Genomic DNA, 17,099 nt, shown 5'->3' on the forward strand with positions numbered 1-17,099 from the left:
TAAGAGAGCCCCTATATGTGTTTGCTGTAAGTGCCTGACAGCTCCGCGAGACTGACGAAGCAGGCGTTCTCGCTCATGGATTTAGATTGGCCGCTGGCGCGGCCAAAAAAATCACTATTGCCTATTGATTCCGAAAAGGCTCATATGGGTTATGTGAAACTGTCGACAAATTCACCAAGATCCGTATGTACTCTATCTAGGAATTGGTCCCATACGGCTGTCGCATTATTCCTTTTGATTGATCTCAAAGTGATTATCGCTTGAGAAGCGAACTTGGCGAAGTTTGCTTCTGCTGTGCGATCTTCCCACAGTCTTAGTCGATGCTCTAACTCTTCGATGTCATACTGCTCTGGAATACCCTTTCTTGTTGGGTCCTTGAGCATCGTATCAACGATTTGATAGACAGCAGCAACCCTGGCTTGCTCAATTCCCGTGCGCTCCAGACGATTGGCCAAGTATGTATACACATTCTGCTCAGCGATGACGATTGCGAGCAGAATTGTGGGAATTGCGACAACTACGGCATCTGAGACGCCCCAATCTTTTGAATGATTGAAGTAAAGGAAGAGCGGAAAGCCTACAACCACAATGAACACAATAATTCTTGTGGTAAAAACGTGAGCCTTTAGGTTCTCAGATATGGTCTCTGACGCGGTCTTCCGTTCTTTTTTAAACCATTTCGAAAAAATATTTGAAAACGACAAAATTGCAAAGGAAGCCAGGAAAAAGTACAGAACAAGCGTCTCTGCGTAGCCTCGTATTTCTGAACCAATTTCGGGTACATCAACAATGTGACTCAATATATATAAGCTAAGAGCAACTATGTATAGGGCTGAAAAATACTGTCTCATCATTACTCACACATAACCGAAACTAGATCGCGTTCAGCAATATTGTAAAAAAGTGCGTTCTCGATAACACCACTTTAGCGCAGCAATCGGAACCCAGTCCAAGTTCAACCTAAATAATAGCTTAGCCAAATTTTTCAGTTCTCACCACGTAATCGCGTGATGTCTTTATTTTGCGCGGTCAATCGTGCTGTACAGAAATGCCGTTATAGAAATCGGAAGGGGCAAAACAGGCAATGGTTGGCCTCAATCAGTGCGCGTGAAGGTATGAAAAGCCTACCGCCCCTGAAACGGGCAAGAGCCGGTCTGGCCATCAGGCGCATATCAGCGCTCCACTGCTTCAGTCTCGTGTGGCGGAATTCAACCCATAGGTCTCTATTAATGGGTGAGAACGTACCCATTTATCAGTGTCATTTTTTTGGTTATTCAGAAGGTTGTTGTTTTATGGCCACTTTTTAATCTGGCCTGCTCCTTGCTATGCCTTTATGCATCGCAGCCCTTCCGGGCTTCGTCGAGCACCCAATAAACAAAATGAACCAGGGAGCATTCTCTATGAAGACCCAAGCCATTATGGCGGCGGCATTCGCCTCTACTCTTGTTGTTGCTAGTCCTGTTATTGCCCAGGATCGGGCTGGATGGCCGGATAACTTTACTGTGGGAACGGCCAGCCAAGGCGGTACTTATTTCGCTTATGGCTCTGGTTGGGCCAACTTTGTTGCAGAAAATCTGGGTGTTTCCGGCGGTGCGGAAATCACCGGTGGCCCGATGCAGAACATGGCACTGGTTCATACCGGCGATCTCAAGTTCGGTTTGACTACCATGGGCCCGGCCCGTGAATCCATGGAAGGCAACAGCCCTCTGGCGCCTGGCATGAAGATGGACAACGTTTGTGCGATGTTCCCCATGTACGAGACGCCTTTTTCGGTGACAGCGCTGACCAGCTCCGGAATCACGTCTATTTCGGATATTCCAGACGGCGCAACCATCGGTTTCGGCCCCGCTGGCTCAACGTCTGACACCTATTTTCCGCGCATGATGGAAACCCTGGGTGTGAACTTCAAGCGCCGTAATGGCAGCTGGTCTGATCTTGGTGGTCAACTTCAGGATGGCCTGATCGATGTTGTGGCCTTTGCCGCAGGCATTCCCATCCCGGCTGTTAGCCAGTTGGAAGTGCAAACCGATGTAAACATCATTGGCATGACCGATGAGGAAGCAAAGAAGGTTACTGATAACTTCCCGGTATCTGAATTCATTATTCCGGCAAGCACCTACCAGTCTCTGGACAAGCCGTCGCGTGTGGTTTCCATGTGGAACTTTGCCATGGTGAATTGCGATGTGCCTGAAAGCTTTGTGTATGAAATCACCAAGCTGACCATGGAGCAGAACGAAAGAATGGTCTCCATCCACAAGGCCGCCCGTAACTCGGTTCCCGAGAACTACAAAAAGAACAACGTTCTGCCCTGGCATGCCGGTGCAGCTCGCTGGTTCAACGAGAACGGTTACACCATCGAAGAAAGCAAGATCAAGTAGCACTCAAGCAAAGCCAGTTGATCTGAATGCTTGAAAGAAGGGGGCCGCAAGGCCCCTGAACAATAGCCGGCAGTTTGCCGGCTCCGATTTGCCAGCAGGCAGGACACCCAATGACACTTGAACGACACCCCAAAGACTTTTCCGATGTGGAGGTGGGCGAAGACCACGTGCTTGCCCATGACGTGGACCAAGAACCTGTAGAGGCAAATCGCAGGCTGTTTGACGGCAGCATGATGAAGTTTGTTTCTTTGCTCGCGATTGTTTACTCATCCTTCCATCTCTATGTGCTGAACATCGCACCTCTGGAAACCTGGTCGTTCCGGATCGTGCACATTGCCGGGGCGCTTGTTCTGGGTTTTGTGCTGTTTGCCGGCGCCCGTTTTGTCTCTGCCGAAGAAGGCTCTGCACGCCATCGCTGGACGACATGGATAGGCGCTGCTGCGCTTTTACCTGCCTTTTACGTGCTGTATCAGACTTACTCGTTCTGGCAGATGGTTCAGAACGGAGCCCTGCGAATTCCGGTTGAGCTGGAAACCTGGCATTTTGGCTGGCCCTTACTGGCGGTAACGGCTGTAAGTATTGTGCTGAGCTGGTTCCACCAGCGTGAACGGTCGCGCTTCAGCGTGCCCGATCTTGTGCTGATTGTGTGCTCGATCGCCGTCGCTGCGTACTTCCTCGTGGCTTATAACACCTCCATGCGCATGTCTACGGGCACCTCGTTTGCACCGGTGGGCATTTCCTTTGCTGCGGTGGCTGGCACTGCGCTGATTATGGAGCTTACCCGCCGGGTTGCAGGCCTGGCGCTGGTGATCATCGGGCTGGTGTTTCTGGTGTATGTGTTTGCAGGGCCGTATTTGCCGGGTTTTCTTGGCTATCCGGGGCTGTCTGTACAGCGCTTTTTCAGCCAGGTTTATACCGATGCCGGTATTCTTGGGCCCACCACCGCAGTGTCTTCCACGTACATTATTCTGTTCATTATTTTTGCGGCGTTTTTGCAGGCCTCAAAAGTGGGTGACTACTTTGTAAACTTCGCATTTGCGGCAGCCGGGCGCTCACGGGGTGGCCCCGCCAAGGTGTCCATTTTTGCCTCCGGCCTTATGGGTATGATCAACGGCACCAGTGCCGGCAACGTGGTATCTACCGGGTCGCTGACTATCCCGTTGATGAAAAAAGTGGGTTACAGCAAGAAATCCGCCGGCGCTGTGGAAGCGGCGGCCTCTACCGGTGGCCAGATCATGCCGCCGATTATGGGGGCAGGTGCCTTCATCATGGCCGAGATTACCGGTATTCCGTATACCGAGATCGCCATCGCAGCCATTATTCCCGCAATACTGTACTTCGCCTCTGTTTACTTCATGGTGGATTTTGAAGCTGCAAAAACCGGCATGCGTGGCATGCGGGAAGATGAGCTGCCAAAGCTGCGCACCATGGTTAAGCAGTGCTACCTGTTTATACCGATTATCATCTTGGTGGTGGCGTTGTTTATGGGTTATTCGGTGATACGTGCCGGTACTCTGGCCATGATTTCTGCGGCGGTTGTCAGCTGGTTTTCACCGAACAAGATGGGTGTTCGCGAGGTTCTGCATGCGCTGGAAATTGCCTCGTACATGGCCATACAGATTATTGTGGTGTGTGCGGCCGCGGGCGTTATCGTTGGGGTTATTTCCCTGACCGGTGTGGGTGCCCGCTTCTCGGTGCTGCTGCTTGATGTGGCAGAGGCCAGCCAGCTTCTGGCGCTGATCTTCGCCATGTTCATCTCCATTCTTCTGGGCATGGGTATGCCGACCACCGCCGCGTATGCCGTTGCCGCTTCGGTGGTAGCACCGGGCTTGGTACAACTGGGTATTGAGCCGCTGACGGCGCACTTTTTTGTGTTCTATTTTGCGGTGGTTTCTGCCATTACTCCGCCGGTTGCCTTGGCTTCTTATGCAGCGGCAGGTATTTCCGGTGCCAATGCTATGGAAACCTCGGTGGCTTCCTTCCGGATTGGTATTGCGGCGTTCATCGTACCTTTCATGTTCTTCTACAACGGCGCACTGTTGATGGAAGCAGGATGGTTTGATATCGCCCGTGCACTGGTCACCGCACTCTTTGGTGTGTACATGCTGTCGGGTGGTGTGCTGGGCTGGTTTGCCAATGTGTCGGCCTCCTGGGTAGCCCGTTTGATGCTGATAGTTGCTGCACTGTTGATGATTGAGGGCGGTCTGGTATCCGACCTGGCAGGTATCGCTCTTGCCGCGATGGTGTTTGTGATGCAGCGGCAGCGCAAGGGGCGCCTCGCAGCCGCCTGAGTGTTCTGGCTTTCGTAAGCGCGGGGAGGGCGCAGTGCAGAACGCGCTTGCCCTCCTGGCGCTTGTCCTTCAAAGGACCGGGCTATACTCTGGCGTCCTTTAACGGTGTTGCGGGAACCGGGTTATGTCCTACCGGATAGGCGCTTTTTTTGTTTTTGTGTTCACCCTTGCGGTGTCCTGGATTCTGGGTGGCTGGGTTGGCTACCGGCAGGTCGAACAGGACAGTCTTGAGGAGTCTTTCCGCTATCGCCAGCTTGTCGGGAACGAGCTTAACCGATACCTGCCGATTCCCGAGCTTATGGCTGAGCACCCCTTGCTGGAAGCCGCTCTGAGCTCTCCGGACAATTCTGCCATCATTCACCAGGCCAATGAAGAAATGCAGCGCATGGCCACGATCGTGGGCAGTTCCGATGTCTATCTGATGGACACGTCAGGGCTGACGATTGCAGCCAATAATTATCAGCAGGCAGACAGCTTTGTGGGCCGGAATTTCGCCTTCAGGCCGTACTTTTATGAAGCTATGGAAAGCGGCCATTCGGCGGTCTACTTCGCACTTGGGCTTATGTCTGGTGTTCGGGGCCTCTACTTTTCCAACCCGGTTCGCGGGCAGGGTTCCGAGATTCTGGGCATTGTGACGGTAAAAGTACTGGTTCATGAGCTTGAGTCCCAGTGGCACAGGCCAGCGGCCGTGCGCGAAGCGGAAATGGTGGTGCTGGATGAAGCCGGTGTCAGCTTCCTGGCCAGTAAACCCCAATGGCTTTACCGGGATTTTACCGGCAGTGCCGAAGACGCTCCGGGTGAGGCATCACGCCAGCGTTACCCGGGCCGGGACCTCAAGCCGGTTGCCCTGAGCTATCAAGAGAAACCCCTTGGTTTGTCTGGCTCCTCCGAGACGTTGCGCATTCGTGAAAACGGTGGGGGCCGGGAGTACCTGAGCGTTCGAACACCACTGCCCAGGCTGGATTGGACGCTGCAGGTTATGGTGAGCACCCGCTCGGTTATCTGGGTGCGGCTCGGGTTTTTGGCGGGAGGCATCGCGGTCTTTTTCGGTGGTTTTCTGGCCTGGCTCTACCTGCGCGAGCGTTACCGCCGCGAAGCGGAACTGGCTCTCAGAGGCGAGCAGCTTGAGCTCAGCGTTGCGGAACGAACGGTGGATCTGGAGCGCTCCAACCGTAAACTGCTGGATGAGATACGGGAGCGGGAGCGAGCCCAGGGCGAGCTGCGGGAAACCCAGCAGGAGCTCATTCAGGCGGCCAAGCTGGCGGTGCTGGGGCAAATGTCTGCCGGCCTTAATCATGAAATGAGTCAGCCCCTTACAGCCATCCAGACCTACGCAAGAAATAGCCGTCGCTTCCTGGAAAAAGGCGCCGCCGATATGGTGGATGAGAACCTTAGTGAAATCGTACTTCTGTGCGACAAAATGGCGGAGCTCACCCGGCAGTTCAAGGTGTTTGCCCGCAAGTCTGAAGGCCCGCCAACAATCGTTGATTTCCGCTTGTCGGTGGACGCGTCCCTGAAAATTATGACGGCGCAGAAAAGCAGCGCAGGTATTGATATTCAATGGATGCGCCCTGAGCAGCCGGTTTATTGCCATGGCGATTTGATCCGCATTGAGCAGGTGATGGTTAACCTGCTTGCCAACGCGGTACAGGCTGTTGAAGGCCAGGCGCAACCGGTGATCACCATAGAGGTTGAGGAAAAGGAGGGGAGCTGGCGCTGTTTGGTTCGGGATAACGGTTCCGGACTGCCCGCGAATACCGAGCAGATTTTTGAACCTTTCTTTACCACCAAGTCGGTCAAACAGGGGCTTGGGCTTGGATTGTCTATCTCAAGACAGATTGCCGATGCCCTGGGTGGCCAGCTTACCGGTCGTAACCGCAGTGATGCTCCAGGTGCGGAATTTGAATTTACCCTGAAAAAGCGGGAGGCCACGGAATGACAGAACCCTCGGTAATCTTTGTGGATGATGATCCACACATCCGTAAGGCCATTGCTCAGGCGTTGACGCTGGAAGACCTGCCTGTGCGCTGTTTTGAGAGTGCTGAATCCGGCCTTGAAGCCATTACTCCGGAATACAACGGTGTTGTGCTGTGTGATTACAACATGCCGGGAATGAATGGGCTTGAAATGCTGAGCGCCGTCCAGGCTATGGACAAGACCATCCCCGTGATTATTCTGACCGGGCAGGGCGACATCAGCACGGCGGTGTCTGCCATGCAGCAGGGTGCCTATGATTTTATCGAGAAGCCGTTCAATCATGACGAGCTGATCGAACTGCTACGGCATGCGCTGGAAAAACGGCATCTCGCACTGGAAAATCGTCGCCTGAAGGCCCAGTTGCGCCATCTGGCCCGGCCTGGCCCGAGGATTCTTGGCGACACCCCCAGCATGCGCAAGGTGATGGATACCATTGCTCCGATTCTGGATATTACCGCGAACATTCTGCTGTTTGGTGAGACCGGTTCCGGCAAGGATGCTCTGGCCCGTTATATCCACGAAAGCGGACCGCGCGGCGCGCACAACTTTGTGGCGATCAACTGCGGTGCTGTGCCGGAAAATCTGATTGAAAGTGAGCTGTTTGGCCACGAAGCGGGGGCGTTTACTGGCGCGGATAAACGCCGCATTGGCAAGATCGAGCATGCCCACCGGGGCACCTTGTTCCTGGATGAAGTTGAAAGCATGCCCATGCCGCTGCAGATCAAGCTGCTCAGAGTGCTGGAAGAACAAAAGGTCGAACGCCTGGGTAGCAATCAGGTTCAGGAACTGGATGTGCGCATTATTGCGGCCACCAAAGCCGATCTCAAAACCCTCAGTGACGAAGGTCGTTTTCGCGCGGATCTTTATTACCGGCTGAATGTGGTGAAAGTGGATATTCCGCCGTTGCGCGAGCGCAAAGAAGACATCCCGATGTTGTTTCACCACTTTGTTTTGATTGCCGCCGCCCGTTACGACCGGGAAAGCGTGCCACTGGATGTCAGCCAGGCCGCGCGGCTTATGCACCATACCTGGCCGGGCAATGTCCGTGAGTTGCGCAACCTGGCAGAGCGCTATGTACTGCTGGGTGCGGCGGCTCTGGATGAAGGTGAGCCAGCAGCCAAGGCCGATGTGAGTGGGCGGCGAACCCTCACCGAAATGATGGACAGCTTTGAACATTCGGTGCTCACCAGCGCCCTCAACGCCTGCCAGGGCAGCATCAAAGACACCATGGTGCAGCTCGGCGTTGCCCGCAAAACCCTCTACGACAAAATGAAAAAGCACGGCCTGGACAAGGCTCAGTTCAAGGACTGAATAATAGTAAAACAATGTTCCGCATAGTGGACGCCACCGGGTTAGTAATGGCACGAATGCTTACACACTGTATAAAAAATACGTAATACTCTTGGTGCAAGTGTGCGTGAGTGTTCTGTATTATCGCGCGTTCTCTTTCAAGTGGTCGGAGTTTTCGGCCATTCCTGCAATAGACAAAAGACCTGCCTGACATGAAAAATCTGACCATTCAAACACGGGTGCTGCTTCTGGCCCTGGTACCTGTAGGTTTGCTAACCGTACTTCTGACCACGTACAACCTGAATCAGGCCAAAGACATCGGCGACGAAGCGTTGGCCGGGTTTCACTCGGATATGGAGGCGAGCAAGCGCCAGGAATTGAAAAACTATATTGAACTGGCACGCAGTTCAATTACCCGTCTTTACAACCAGCCCGGATCGGCTAATGACCCCGAGGTTCGAGCGCAGGCATGGGATATCCTGCGTCAGCTACGCTTCGATGACTCCGGTATTCCGGGTTATATCTTCGCCACTGACACCAGCGGCCTGACCGTTATGCATGGCGCAAATCCGGCATTAGAAGGCAAGAACCTCTGGGACGTTCAGGATCCCAATGGTACCTATCTTATCCGCGAACTGGTAAGGGTGGCTCGTAGTGGCGGTGGCTATGTTTCCTATGAGTGGCGGAACGAGAGCACAGGTGAGGTTGCAGCGAAGCTTGGTTATGCAGTGATGCTTCCGAAGTGGGATATCATGATTGGCACCGGGTTTTGGGTAGACGGCCTGGAAAAACAGGTCGCTGCCATGAACAAGAAAGTCGGGGGCGCCCTGGGTAGCGCAGTAATCGGTTCAGTAACCACTTCGCTGATCGCATTGGCCATCATCGTGTTTTTAGCGTTGATTGTCGTGCGCAGCATTATCCGGCCGTTGAAATCGGCGGTAGCTGCCATGAACGATATCGCCAGCGGCGACGGTGACCTGACCCGTCGGTTGGAGGTAAACAGCAAGGATGAGTTGGGCCAACTGGCGACGGCGTTCAACAGCTTTGGAGACCAGGTGCACGGGTTGGTTGAGCGGGTTCTGTCGTCTACCCATACCCTGAATGAAGCTTCTACCGAGCTGAATCAGATAATGGGGGAGGCAGAGCAAGGCGTAGAGCGTCAGAAATCCGAGAGTGACCAAGTGGCAACTGCCATGAACGAGATGACGGCTGCGGCCCAGGAAGTGGCTAATAACGCCAGTGCGGCTTCCGATGCTGCAGATCACGCCAATGTTCAGGTATCTGATGCTCAGGGACTGGTACATCAGACCATCGAAGTGATCGGTGGTTTGGCCGAGCAAGTGGAAGAGGGCGTTAACGTTATTGAGAAGCTTGGCTCTGATTCCCGCAAGATCGACAGCGTTCTGGAGGTGATCCGTGAGATAGCTGATCAGACAAACTTGCTTGCCCTGAATGCGGCCATCGAAGCAGCACGTGCCGGCGAAGCTGGTCGAGGCTTTGCGGTTGTGGCAGATGAAGTTCGCACGCTGGCGAGCAGGACTCAAAAGAGCACCCAGGAAATCCAGGAAACGATTGAGCGGCTACAAACCGGTGCCGGCAAAGCAGTGAAGCTGATTGGTTCGATCAGTGAACGCAGTGAGGCCACTGTTACGGAGACGCGCAAGGTGAATGACGCGCTGCAGAAAATCAATCAGGCGGTTGGTACCATCAACGATATGAACACCCAGATTGCCAGTGCTGCCGAGGAGCAGACCAGCGTTTCCGAAACCATCAATCAGAATGTTCATGAGATTGTTGCAATCACGGAACAGACTGCTCAGGGGACGTATCGGGCGGGCTTGGCAACACAGCGACTCAAGGCGCTGGCGGCAGATATGTCAGATCAGGTCAGTCGTTATCGAGTGTGAGTGCCAGAGCGTTAAAAGCCGGGGCCTTGACCCCGGCTTTTTTGTGGCTCTGTGTCAGAGGTTGGCTTCCGCAAACTCCGCAAGCAGTGAGCGCGGCACCCCTTGCAGGTGAATGTGTCCGCCGTGGCTGAAGTTTTTGAAGCGTTCGGTCATGTAGGTCAGGCCCGAGCTCAGAGCGCTCAGATAAGGCGTGTCGATCTGCGCCAGGTTGCCCAGGCAGATCACTTTGGAGCCGTTACCCGCACGGGTGATGATGGTCTTTATCTGGTGCGGAGTCAGGTTCTGGGATTCATCAATAATGATCAGGCTGTGCTGGAAGCTGCGGCCACGAATGTAGTTCATGGATTTGAAGTGCAAGGGTACTTTGCTGAGAATGTAGTCCACGCTGGCGGTCATGTTCTCATCGTCTTCGTGCAGTGCTTCCAGGTTATCCACAATGGCGCCCAGCCAGGGCTCCATTTTTTCCGCCTCAGTGCCGGGCAGGAAACCGATATCCTCATCCAGACCCTGGGTTGAACGTGTTGCAATAATCCGCTTGTAAAGCTTGCTGGCAACGGTCATCTCGATGCAGGCCGCCAACGCCAGAATGGTTTTGCCAGAGCCGGCTGAGCCGGTGAGGTTGACCAGATGAATGTCCGGATCCAGCAGCAGGTTCAGGGCCATAGCCTGATAGATATCCCGCGGCACCAGGCCCCAGACTTCTTCGTTCATCAGATCGTGCTGATGCAGATCCCGGATGATCACCTGAGTGTCGGTGATGTTGACTGCTCTGCCGATAAACCCCTGCTCATCAAGAACAAACTCGTTGATATTGAGTTTGGCCAGTTCGCCTTCGCGCTTGAGGATGTGTTCGGTTACCCCGTCTCGCTGCACGGTTTCCACTTTGGCAATGGTGTCCCAGAAGGAGTTCGGGAACTCGATATAGCCTTTTGGGAGCAGGTTAATGTCGTCAACCAACTGGTCATTTTGGTAGTCCTGGGCCTCAACACCAAAGCCACGGGCTTTCAGGCGCATGTTGATGTCTTTGCTGACGAGAATGATATCCCGGGACTTGTGCCGTTCCTGAAGCGCGGCAAGGGTATTGATAATCTTGTTGTCGTTCAGGTGCTCCGGCAGTGAGTGGTTGCCGGTGTTCTCGGTGCTCATCAAAATAGACAGGGTGCCCAGGGGCTCTGCCATCTTGGCCCGTACGATGGGTACGCCTTTTTCGATATCCTTGGGGCTCGCATCACCAAGCAGTCTGTCGATGGTGCGGATTGCCTGGCGACAATCAGCCGCCACGCTCTGCTTACCGGATTTCAGGCCGTCGAGTTCTTCAAGGACGGTCATCGGAATGATGACATCGTGTTCTTCAAAGTTCAGGAGGGCGTTCGGGTCGTGGATCAGGACGTTTGTATCGAGGACGTACATTGTTCTTTGAGCTTGCGGTGCACTTTCCGGTGTTCTGGGCATAGGGGGCGCTACCTCTGTGGTGGTTCAGTTGTTACTGGCGCAGCGTTTCGTAAGCTCCTCATTCGAGACGATTTTCAGCATATCATATGTCGTTACAATGCCGGTTATCTTTGCATCCCGGGTGACAAAAATCCGGTGCAGGTGCTCGCTCATCATGATGTTGGCAATGTCGCGCACCGGTGTTGTTTCGTCAACCGATAATACGATGGGCGTCATGATATCCCGAACCTCTACCGGCACTTTGCCCATTTCCTCAAAAAGCACCATGCGTAAACGCCGTGCTTCGTGCTGGTCTTCTGCTGTGAGTTCGTTGCTGGTCTCGGATCGCTTGGCATTCCAGCGGAATTCTGTGATGTCTTTGAGCGTGGCAATGCCGACAATCTCACCGGATTCATCCGTAACAGGACTGCCGGTAATTTCATTGTCAGTCAGAAAACGGGCCAGGCGATCCATAGTCCAGGATTGCGGTACCGCCTTGATGCTGGGTGTCATTATCTCTTGAGCAAGCACGGTCATCAGATGTTTTCTGCCTTATGAATCTTTTCCCCAGAGCTTAGCGCTTCATACTCTGTCCGTCACCCCTCAGTTGCCGTCAGGTTGCCTTACATCAACCAGGCGGCCGGGCAGGGTGTCGTCCGGTTTCGCTTCGATCGTACCATCCCGGAGGTGACTGGCATGTGACCACCGAAGATCGCCGGATTGATCTGCACTTTGTGCCCGCACAAGGGGCGGGCAGGCGCATTTGTTGCTCTATCCGGGCTCAGCGTTCCGGCAGGGTTACGTTAAGCTCCAGAACGGAGCAACTGCCATTGCGGTCGACTTCTACCTGAACCATATCATCACTGATCTGGACATATTTGCGGATCACTGCCAGCAATTCCTTCTGCAATTGCGGCAGATAGTCGGGCTGGTCGCGCTGGCCGCGCTCGTGGGCCACAATAATCTGCAGCCGCTCTTTTGCCACATTGGCGGAGTCGGTCTTTTTGCCTCTGAAATAATCGAGGAAACTCATCCGTCAGCCTCCTTTAAACATCCGTGAGAAGAAGCCTTTTTTCTGGTTGGTCATGAAGCGCTGTTCACGCTCCTCACCCAGAAGGCGTGCAACTGCGTCATCGTAAGCCTGGCCGGCATCGCTTTCGGCTTCCAGAATAACCGGCAACCCCTGATTTGAGGAGTTGAGAACAATCTGGCTTTCCGGGATAACGCCCAGCAACGGAATGGCGAGAATCTCTTCGACATCCCCTACAGAAAGCATTTCGCCCCGCGCAACCCGGTCCGGGTTGTAACGGGTCAGCAGCAGATGCTCCTTGACCGGTACCTGGCCCATTTCAGCGCGCCGGGACTTGCTTTGCAGAATGCCAAGAATCCGGTCGGAGTCCCGAACAGAGGAAACTTCCGGGTTGGTTACGACAATGGCTTCATCTGCATAGTACAAAGCCATCATCGCGCCGTGCTCGATACCGGCAGGCGAGTCGCAAATGATGTAGTCGAATGTTTCGGAGAGTTCGTTGATGACTTTTTCAACGCCTTCTTTGGTGAGAGCTTCCTTTTCCTTGGTCTGGGAGGTCGGGAGTATATAGAGCGTATCGACCCGTTTGTCCCGGATCAGCGCCTGGTTCAACGATGCTTCGCCCTGTATGACATTTACGAAGTCATACACCACACGGCGCTCGCAGTTCATGATCAGGTCCAGGTTGCGTAGGCCCACGTCGAAGTCAATCACGACGGTCTTGTGGCCACGTTTGGCAATCCCGGTGCTGATGGAGGCGCTGGTGGTGGTTTTACCGACGCCGCCCTTTCCTGAGGTAATGACAATGATTCTAGCCAAGGTTCAATTCCTGTGTCTCGGTGGATTCGTCGTGTCTGCCGGTTAAACCGGTCAAATTATTAGGCTCGATTCCGGTGTCAGGCCTTATCCAGTGGCGTTACCACCAGCAGGTCGTCTCTGAGCTGAATCTGCACAGCGCTTCTCCAGCCACTATCCTGAAGATCTTCGGAGATTTTATAGTGTCCGGCGATGGACACAAGCTCTGCCTCAAGTGATTGGCAAAATATTCTCGCAGATTCGGCACCGTGGATGCCCGCCAGGGCTCGGCCTCGCAGTGGTCCGTAGATATGAATGTTGCCTGCCGCCAGCACTTCTGCACCCGCCTGAACCGATGCCAGAATAACGAGGTCGCCCTCCGGCGCGTGGACTTGCTGGCCTGAGCGAACGGGCTGGCTGATGATTTTGGCCGGAACTATTGCTGGCGCAGACTGGGGAGCCGTTGCGGCAGGCGACTCTGACGCTTTTTCAGGCGCGGCGCCGGTTTCATGGGCCCGGTCTCTCTGGCCGGTTCCCGGCATCAGGGCTAAAGAGGCTCCCCGGGCCAGTCGGCGCTGGTCGTCATTACCCCCACGAACGCCAATCACATGGATATTGTTGCGGCGGCAGGTGCCGATAATTTTAAAAAAATCCAGCTCACTGTCGAGGCCTTCGTATTTTTCCAGGCTGATGATGAGGGGGATATCCCGGAAGAAGCCGGGAGCCTGGCTGATCTTGTCTCTTAGTGTTTCTTCGAATTCGTCATTATCGAAATAGTAGAGTTCCAGCGCTGTCATGGAAACGCTGGCGCTTCTCAACTGGAATCCCTGTTTTATTTCGGAGGTGGCGGTGTCACTCATGAATGGGTCTCTTCCCTGGTGTCTGGCTCGGGTGGTGTTTCGCGCAGGCGCAGCGGCGCGTTTTCAAAACGGATGCCGGACCAGCCTGTACTGATGAACTGTCGGATATTGGCGTGGCTTTCATCGGCGGGGTTGTCCAGGACCTGCTGATAATGCTGCGCAAATAGCTTGAGGGTGTCGGCTTCGTTAAGGTTGCAGTATTGAGCAATGCCGAACACCTTGCAGGACCCTGTATTTTCACCGGCAGCATTGAATTCCGGGCCGTTATGGAAGCCCGTGGGCTGGTAGGTAAAGTGCCGTTCGACCAATGCCAGAGTGTCACCGAAATCGCCATGGCCACCGTCCAGTGAAGCCAGGTGGATACGCAGAGCATCGTTTACGTTCATTATTTGTGGTCCTGCCTGGGACCTGTCTGGTTGGCCGCCTTCCACTCTTCGTAGGGCATGCCATAAATCTCTTCACGGGCGGCGGGATCAGATATCTCAAAGCCTCGCTCACCGGCTTCTGCACGGTACCATTTGGAAAGGCAGTTGCGACAGAACCCTGCCAGATTCATCAGATCAATGTTCTGAACGTCTGGGTTGTCCCGCAAATGCTTGACCATGCGACGAAACGCTGCGGCCTCTATTTCGGTGCGTTCAGAATCCGGAATGGGGTTTGTCATGGTGCCTCGTGATGGTGTCCAGTGGTTATCGTGGGAGTTCCTGACATTCTCAGCATCTTACTTTAAGATACAAGGCTGTATAAATGTACAGAAACCCGACGCGAGCGCAGTAATTATGCCTCAACGCAAGATCATTCACGTGGATTGTGACTGCTTTTATGCGGCAGTAGAGATGCGTGATGACCCAACCCTGCGGGACGTTCCGCTGGCGGTGGGTGGTGCGGATGGCCGAGGTGTTGTTACCACCTGCAACTATAAGGCCCGTGCGTTTGGTGTGCGTTCCGCTATGCCCGGCAGTGAAGCCCGGCGGCTGTGCCCGGGCCTGGTGACGGTACCAACGGATATCCCCCGTTATCGGGTGGTTTCGCAGCAGATTATGGGCATTCTCCGTGAACTGACGGATCTTGTTGAACCTTTGTCCCTGGATGAGGCTTTTCTGGATGTGTCCGATATTACCGATCACCGGGGCAGCGCCACGCTGATGGCCCGCTACCTGCGGGAGCGGGTGGAAAGGGAAGTGGGGATCACCATTTCTGCTGGCGTGGCCCCCAACAAATTCCTCGCCAAGATTGCCAGCGACTGGCAAAAGCCTGATGGGCTGTTTGTGGTCAAACCTGAGGATGTCGACGACTTCGTCAGGGAACTGAAAGTTGAGAAGTTGTTTGGGGTGGGGCAGGTGACAGCGGCGAAGCTGCACGCACTTGGCGCACAAACCTGTGGCGACCTGCAGGCGCTGGGCGTCGAGGTGTTGATCGAACATTTTGGTAAACAGGGGTATCGGCTGCACGAAATGGCCCATGGCCGGGATGAGCGCCCTGTGGTTGTTTCGCGGATTGCCAAATCCGTGAGTGTAGAACGTACTTTCTCCCAGGATTTACCCGATATGTTGGCCTGTGAAACCGTGCTGGCATCGCTGGCGGCCGATCTTAACCTCCGGCTTTCCCGCAAAGGGCGGGAGAAACCCATTCACAAACTGTTTATCAAAATACGGTACAGCGATTTTTCCACACACACTCTGGAACGCGTGCGGGACAATATAAAGGAACCGGCTTTTGAGGATTACCTGCCACTTCTGACTGAGCTGGTAACCAATCGCGAGCGGCCAGTTCGCCTGTTGGGCCTGGGAGTGCGTTTTCGTAATGACGATGCGCCTGTTACCCAGCTACGGCTGTTTGAATGATAAAGTTGCGCCAATTAATGACTTTGGAGGCGTTATGCAAACGCGAAAACTTGGAAAGACCGATATTGATGTCACCCTGATCTGCCTTGGCACCATGACCTGGGGCGAGCAGAACACCGAGCAGGAGGCTTTTGAACAGCTGGATTACGCCACTGCTGAGGGCGTGAATTTTATCGATACCGCAGAAATGTATCCGGTGCCGCCGCGGGCAGAAACCCAGGGACTGACCGAGACCTACCTGGGCAACTGGCTGGCCAGGCGCGGGCGCCGTGACGATCTGGTGATTGCCTCAAAAGTCGCCGGGCCGGGCACCGGGCTGGGCTATTTGCGCGGTGGCCCGCGACTGACCCGCGATCACATAGTTGAGGCCTGTGATGCCAGCCTGAAGCGCTTGCAGACGGATTACATTGACTTGTACCAGGTGCATTGGCCGGATCGCAACACCAACTCTTTCGGCAAACTCGGTTATGAGCATGACCCGAAAGAGAAATTCACGCCGATAGAGGAAACTCTGGAAGCGCTCAATGGGCTGGTTGAAGCAGGGAAGGTTCGGCATATCGGTCTCTCTAACGAGACGCCCTGGGGCACTATGGAGTACCTGCGCCTGGCCGGTGAAAAGGGCTGGCCACGGATTGCCAGTATCCAGAACCCCTACAATCTGTTGAACCGGTCTTTTGAAGTGGGGATGGCCGAAGTAGCCCTCCGGGAGCAGACGGGTCTGTTGGCTTATTCACCTTTGGCCTTCGGTATGTTGTCTGGCAAATACATGGGTGGCAAGTGGCCTGAGAAAGCCCGTCTGACGCTGTTTGAGCGGTTTAGCCGCTATACCAATGGTGCAGATGCGACCCGTGCCTACGTGGAGCTTGCCCGGCAGAATGGTCTGTCTCCGGTTCAGATGGCTCTGGCTTATGTGAATAGCAGGAGCTTTGTAACCAGTAACATTGTGGGCGCCACCACCCTGGAGCAGCTTCGGGAAAACCTGGGTTCGCTCAGTGTGGATCTGAGCCCGGATACACTGGAAGCGATTGAGACGATCCATAAGGAGTTTACGTACCCGTGTCCTTGATGGTGTGTGTTATTGAACGTTGATCCAGATTGTTGAGCCAAAAGGAGTTGGCCGCTACGGACGAGGTGGGCGTTACAGTTCGAAATATTGTGGATTATTTTTTGACAAAAATAGAGTGATATTGTGACAAAAAAGTGGCGAAATTGTGTGTGAGTTCACATCTTTTCGTCGCCCAAGGGTTAGACTTTGGCCTATGGTGAAAGTATTATTCCGGCTCAATTAAAAGGTCA

General features: G+C 54.2%; 15 protein-coding genes. 7 read left to right on the top strand and 8 right to left on the bottom strand.

Going from position 1 to position 17,099, the window contains the following annotated elements:
• Positions 1-149 precede the first annotated feature (149 nt).
• Entirely contained in the window at positions 150-854 is a 705-nt protein-coding gene (locus ACN0V1_RS15270; RefSeq protein WP_417545813.1) for a hypothetical protein, read from the bottom strand.
• Positions 855-1,400: 546 nt separating this feature from the next.
• On the opposite strand from ACN0V1_RS15270, the gene ACN0V1_RS15275 reads away from it, so the two are divergent.
• The 5 genes from ACN0V1_RS15275 (at position 1,401) to ACN0V1_RS15295 (ending at position 9,843) form a co-directional block, all read left to right on the top strand.
• On the top strand, positions 1,401-2,378 hold the full coding sequence (locus tag ACN0V1_RS15275; protein ID WP_417545814.1) for a TAXI family TRAP transporter solute-binding subunit: 978 nt from the start codon (positions 1,401-1,403) through the stop codon (positions 2,376-2,378).
• Positions 2,379-2,488: 110 nt separating this feature from the next.
• A complete protein-coding gene (locus ACN0V1_RS15280) occupies positions 2,489-4,669 on the top strand; it encodes a TRAP transporter permease (protein WP_417545815.1) in 2,181 nt (726 codons plus the stop codon).
• Between the two features lie 124 nt (positions 4,670-4,793).
• Entirely contained in the window at positions 4,794-6,608 is a 1,815-nt protein-coding gene (locus ACN0V1_RS15285; RefSeq protein ID WP_417545816.1) for a sensor histidine kinase, read from the top strand.
• Complete coding sequence (locus tag ACN0V1_RS15290; RefSeq protein WP_417545817.1) at positions 6,605-7,957, top strand: sigma-54-dependent transcriptional regulator; 1,353 nt, start codon at positions 6,605-6,607, stop codon at positions 7,955-7,957. The genes ACN0V1_RS15285 and ACN0V1_RS15290 overlap by 4 nt, the downstream gene beginning before the upstream one ends.
• A gap of 191 nt (positions 7,958-8,148) precedes the next feature.
• On the top strand, positions 8,149-9,843 hold the full coding sequence (locus tag ACN0V1_RS15295) for a methyl-accepting chemotaxis protein (protein WP_417545818.1): 1,695 nt from the start codon (positions 8,149-8,151) through the stop codon (positions 9,841-9,843).
• 54 nt (positions 9,844-9,897) lie between these two features.
• On the opposite strand, the gene ACN0V1_RS15300 is transcribed toward ACN0V1_RS15295, so the two are convergent.
• From ACN0V1_RS15300 to ACN0V1_RS15330, 7 genes are all read right to left on the bottom strand, one after another.
• Positions 9,898-11,253 (bottom strand): PhoH family protein, encoded by a 1,356-nt coding sequence (locus ACN0V1_RS15300; RefSeq protein ID WP_417545932.1) that lies wholly within the window; start codon positions 11,251-11,253, stop codon positions 9,898-9,900.
• A gap of 66 nt (positions 11,254-11,319) precedes the next feature.
• Positions 11,320-11,811: an HPP family protein gene (locus ACN0V1_RS15305; protein ID WP_417545819.1), complete on the bottom strand. Its 492-nt coding sequence runs from the start codon at positions 11,809-11,811 to the stop codon at positions 11,320-11,322.
• Between the two features lie 244 nt (positions 11,812-12,055).
• The gene (gene minE / locus ACN0V1_RS15310; RefSeq protein ID WP_291944546.1) at positions 12,056-12,307 is read right to left on the bottom strand and encodes a cell division topological specificity factor MinE; all 252 of its coding nucleotides are present in this window, start codon (positions 12,305-12,307) and stop codon (positions 12,056-12,058) included.
• A 3-nt stretch (positions 12,308-12,310) separates the two neighbouring features.
• Complete coding sequence (minD, locus tag ACN0V1_RS15315) at positions 12,311-13,123, bottom strand: septum site-determining protein MinD (RefSeq protein ID WP_417545820.1); 813 nt, start codon at positions 13,121-13,123, stop codon at positions 12,311-12,313.
• A 77-nt stretch (positions 13,124-13,200) separates the two neighbouring features.
• Complete coding sequence (gene minC, locus ACN0V1_RS15320; RefSeq protein ID WP_417545821.1) at positions 13,201-13,959, bottom strand: septum site-determining protein MinC; 759 nt, start codon at positions 13,957-13,959, stop codon at positions 13,201-13,203.
• Positions 13,956-14,345, bottom strand: coding sequence for a HopJ type III effector protein (locus ACN0V1_RS15325; protein WP_417545822.1), 390 nt, complete (start codon positions 14,343-14,345; stop codon positions 13,956-13,958). The genes minC and ACN0V1_RS15325 overlap by 4 nt, the downstream gene beginning before the upstream one ends.
• Positions 14,345-14,623 carry a DUF1244 domain-containing protein gene (locus tag ACN0V1_RS15330; protein WP_291944534.1) on the bottom strand — a complete coding sequence of 93 codons (279 nt, stop codon included), beginning with the start codon at positions 14,621-14,623 and terminating at the stop codon, positions 14,345-14,347. Before ACN0V1_RS15330 ends, ACN0V1_RS15325 begins: the two co-directional genes overlap by 1 nt.
• A gap of 115 nt (positions 14,624-14,738) precedes the next feature.
• Here ACN0V1_RS15330 and dinB point away from each other — a divergent pair, with 115 nt between their 5' ends.
• On the top strand, positions 14,739-15,803 hold the full coding sequence (gene dinB, locus ACN0V1_RS15335; RefSeq protein ID WP_417545823.1) for a DNA polymerase IV: 1,065 nt from the start codon (positions 14,739-14,741) through the stop codon (positions 15,801-15,803).
• Between the two features lie 34 nt (positions 15,804-15,837).
• A complete protein-coding gene (locus ACN0V1_RS15340) occupies positions 15,838-16,869 on the top strand; it encodes an NADP(H)-dependent aldo-keto reductase (RefSeq protein ID WP_417545824.1) in 1,032 nt (343 codons plus the stop codon).
• Positions 16,870-17,099 lie beyond the last annotated feature (230 nt).

The sequence above is a fragment of the Marinobacter sp. genome, from assembly GCF_048266785.1.
In the GTDB taxonomy this organism is placed as follows: Bacteria; Pseudomonadota; Gammaproteobacteria; order Pseudomonadales; family Oleiphilaceae; genus Marinobacter.

What these genes read in the sequence shown, in the direction of transcription:
- ACN0V1_RS15325 (WP_417545822.1), bottom strand. Translation starts at nt 14,345, where the DNA reads ATGAACGTAAACGATGCTCTGCGTATCCACCTGGCTTCACTGGACGGT.
- ACN0V1_RS15330 (WP_291944534.1), bottom strand. Translation starts at nt 14,623, where the DNA reads ATGACAAACCCCATTCCGGATTCTGAACGCACCGAAATAGAGGCCGCA.
- ACN0V1_RS15300 (WP_417545932.1), bottom strand. Translation starts at nt 11,253, where the DNA reads ATGTACGTCCTCGATACAAACGTCCTGATCCACGACCCGAACGCCCTC.
- ACN0V1_RS15290 (WP_417545817.1), top strand. Translation starts at nt 6,605, where the DNA reads ATGACAGAACCCTCGGTAATCTTTGTGGATGATGATCCACACATCCGT.
- ACN0V1_RS15270 (WP_417545813.1), bottom strand. Translation starts at nt 854, where the DNA reads ATGATGAGACAGTATTTTTCAGCCCTATACATAGTTGCTCTTAGCTTA.
- minC (WP_417545821.1), bottom strand. Translation starts at nt 13,959, where the DNA reads ATGAGTGACACCGCCACCTCCGAAATAAAACAGGGATTCCAGTTGAGA.
- ACN0V1_RS15305 (WP_417545819.1), bottom strand. Translation starts at nt 11,811, where the DNA reads ATGACCGTGCTTGCTCAAGAGATAATGACACCCAGCATCAAGGCGGTA.
- ACN0V1_RS15275 (WP_417545814.1), top strand. Translation starts at nt 1,401, where the DNA reads ATGAAGACCCAAGCCATTATGGCGGCGGCATTCGCCTCTACTCTTGTT.
- ACN0V1_RS15340 (WP_417545824.1), top strand. Translation starts at nt 15,838, where the DNA reads ATGCAAACGCGAAAACTTGGAAAGACCGATATTGATGTCACCCTGATC.
- ACN0V1_RS15295 (WP_417545818.1), top strand. Translation starts at nt 8,149, where the DNA reads ATGAAAAATCTGACCATTCAAACACGGGTGCTGCTTCTGGCCCTGGTA.
- dinB (WP_417545823.1), top strand. Translation starts at nt 14,739, where the DNA reads ATGCCTCAACGCAAGATCATTCACGTGGATTGTGACTGCTTTTATGCG.
- ACN0V1_RS15285 (WP_417545816.1), top strand. Translation starts at nt 4,794, where the DNA reads ATGTCCTACCGGATAGGCGCTTTTTTTGTTTTTGTGTTCACCCTTGCG.
- minE (WP_291944546.1), bottom strand. Translation starts at nt 12,307, where the DNA reads ATGAGTTTCCTCGATTATTTCAGAGGCAAAAAGACCGACTCCGCCAAT.
- ACN0V1_RS15280 (WP_417545815.1), top strand. Translation starts at nt 2,489, where the DNA reads ATGACACTTGAACGACACCCCAAAGACTTTTCCGATGTGGAGGTGGGC.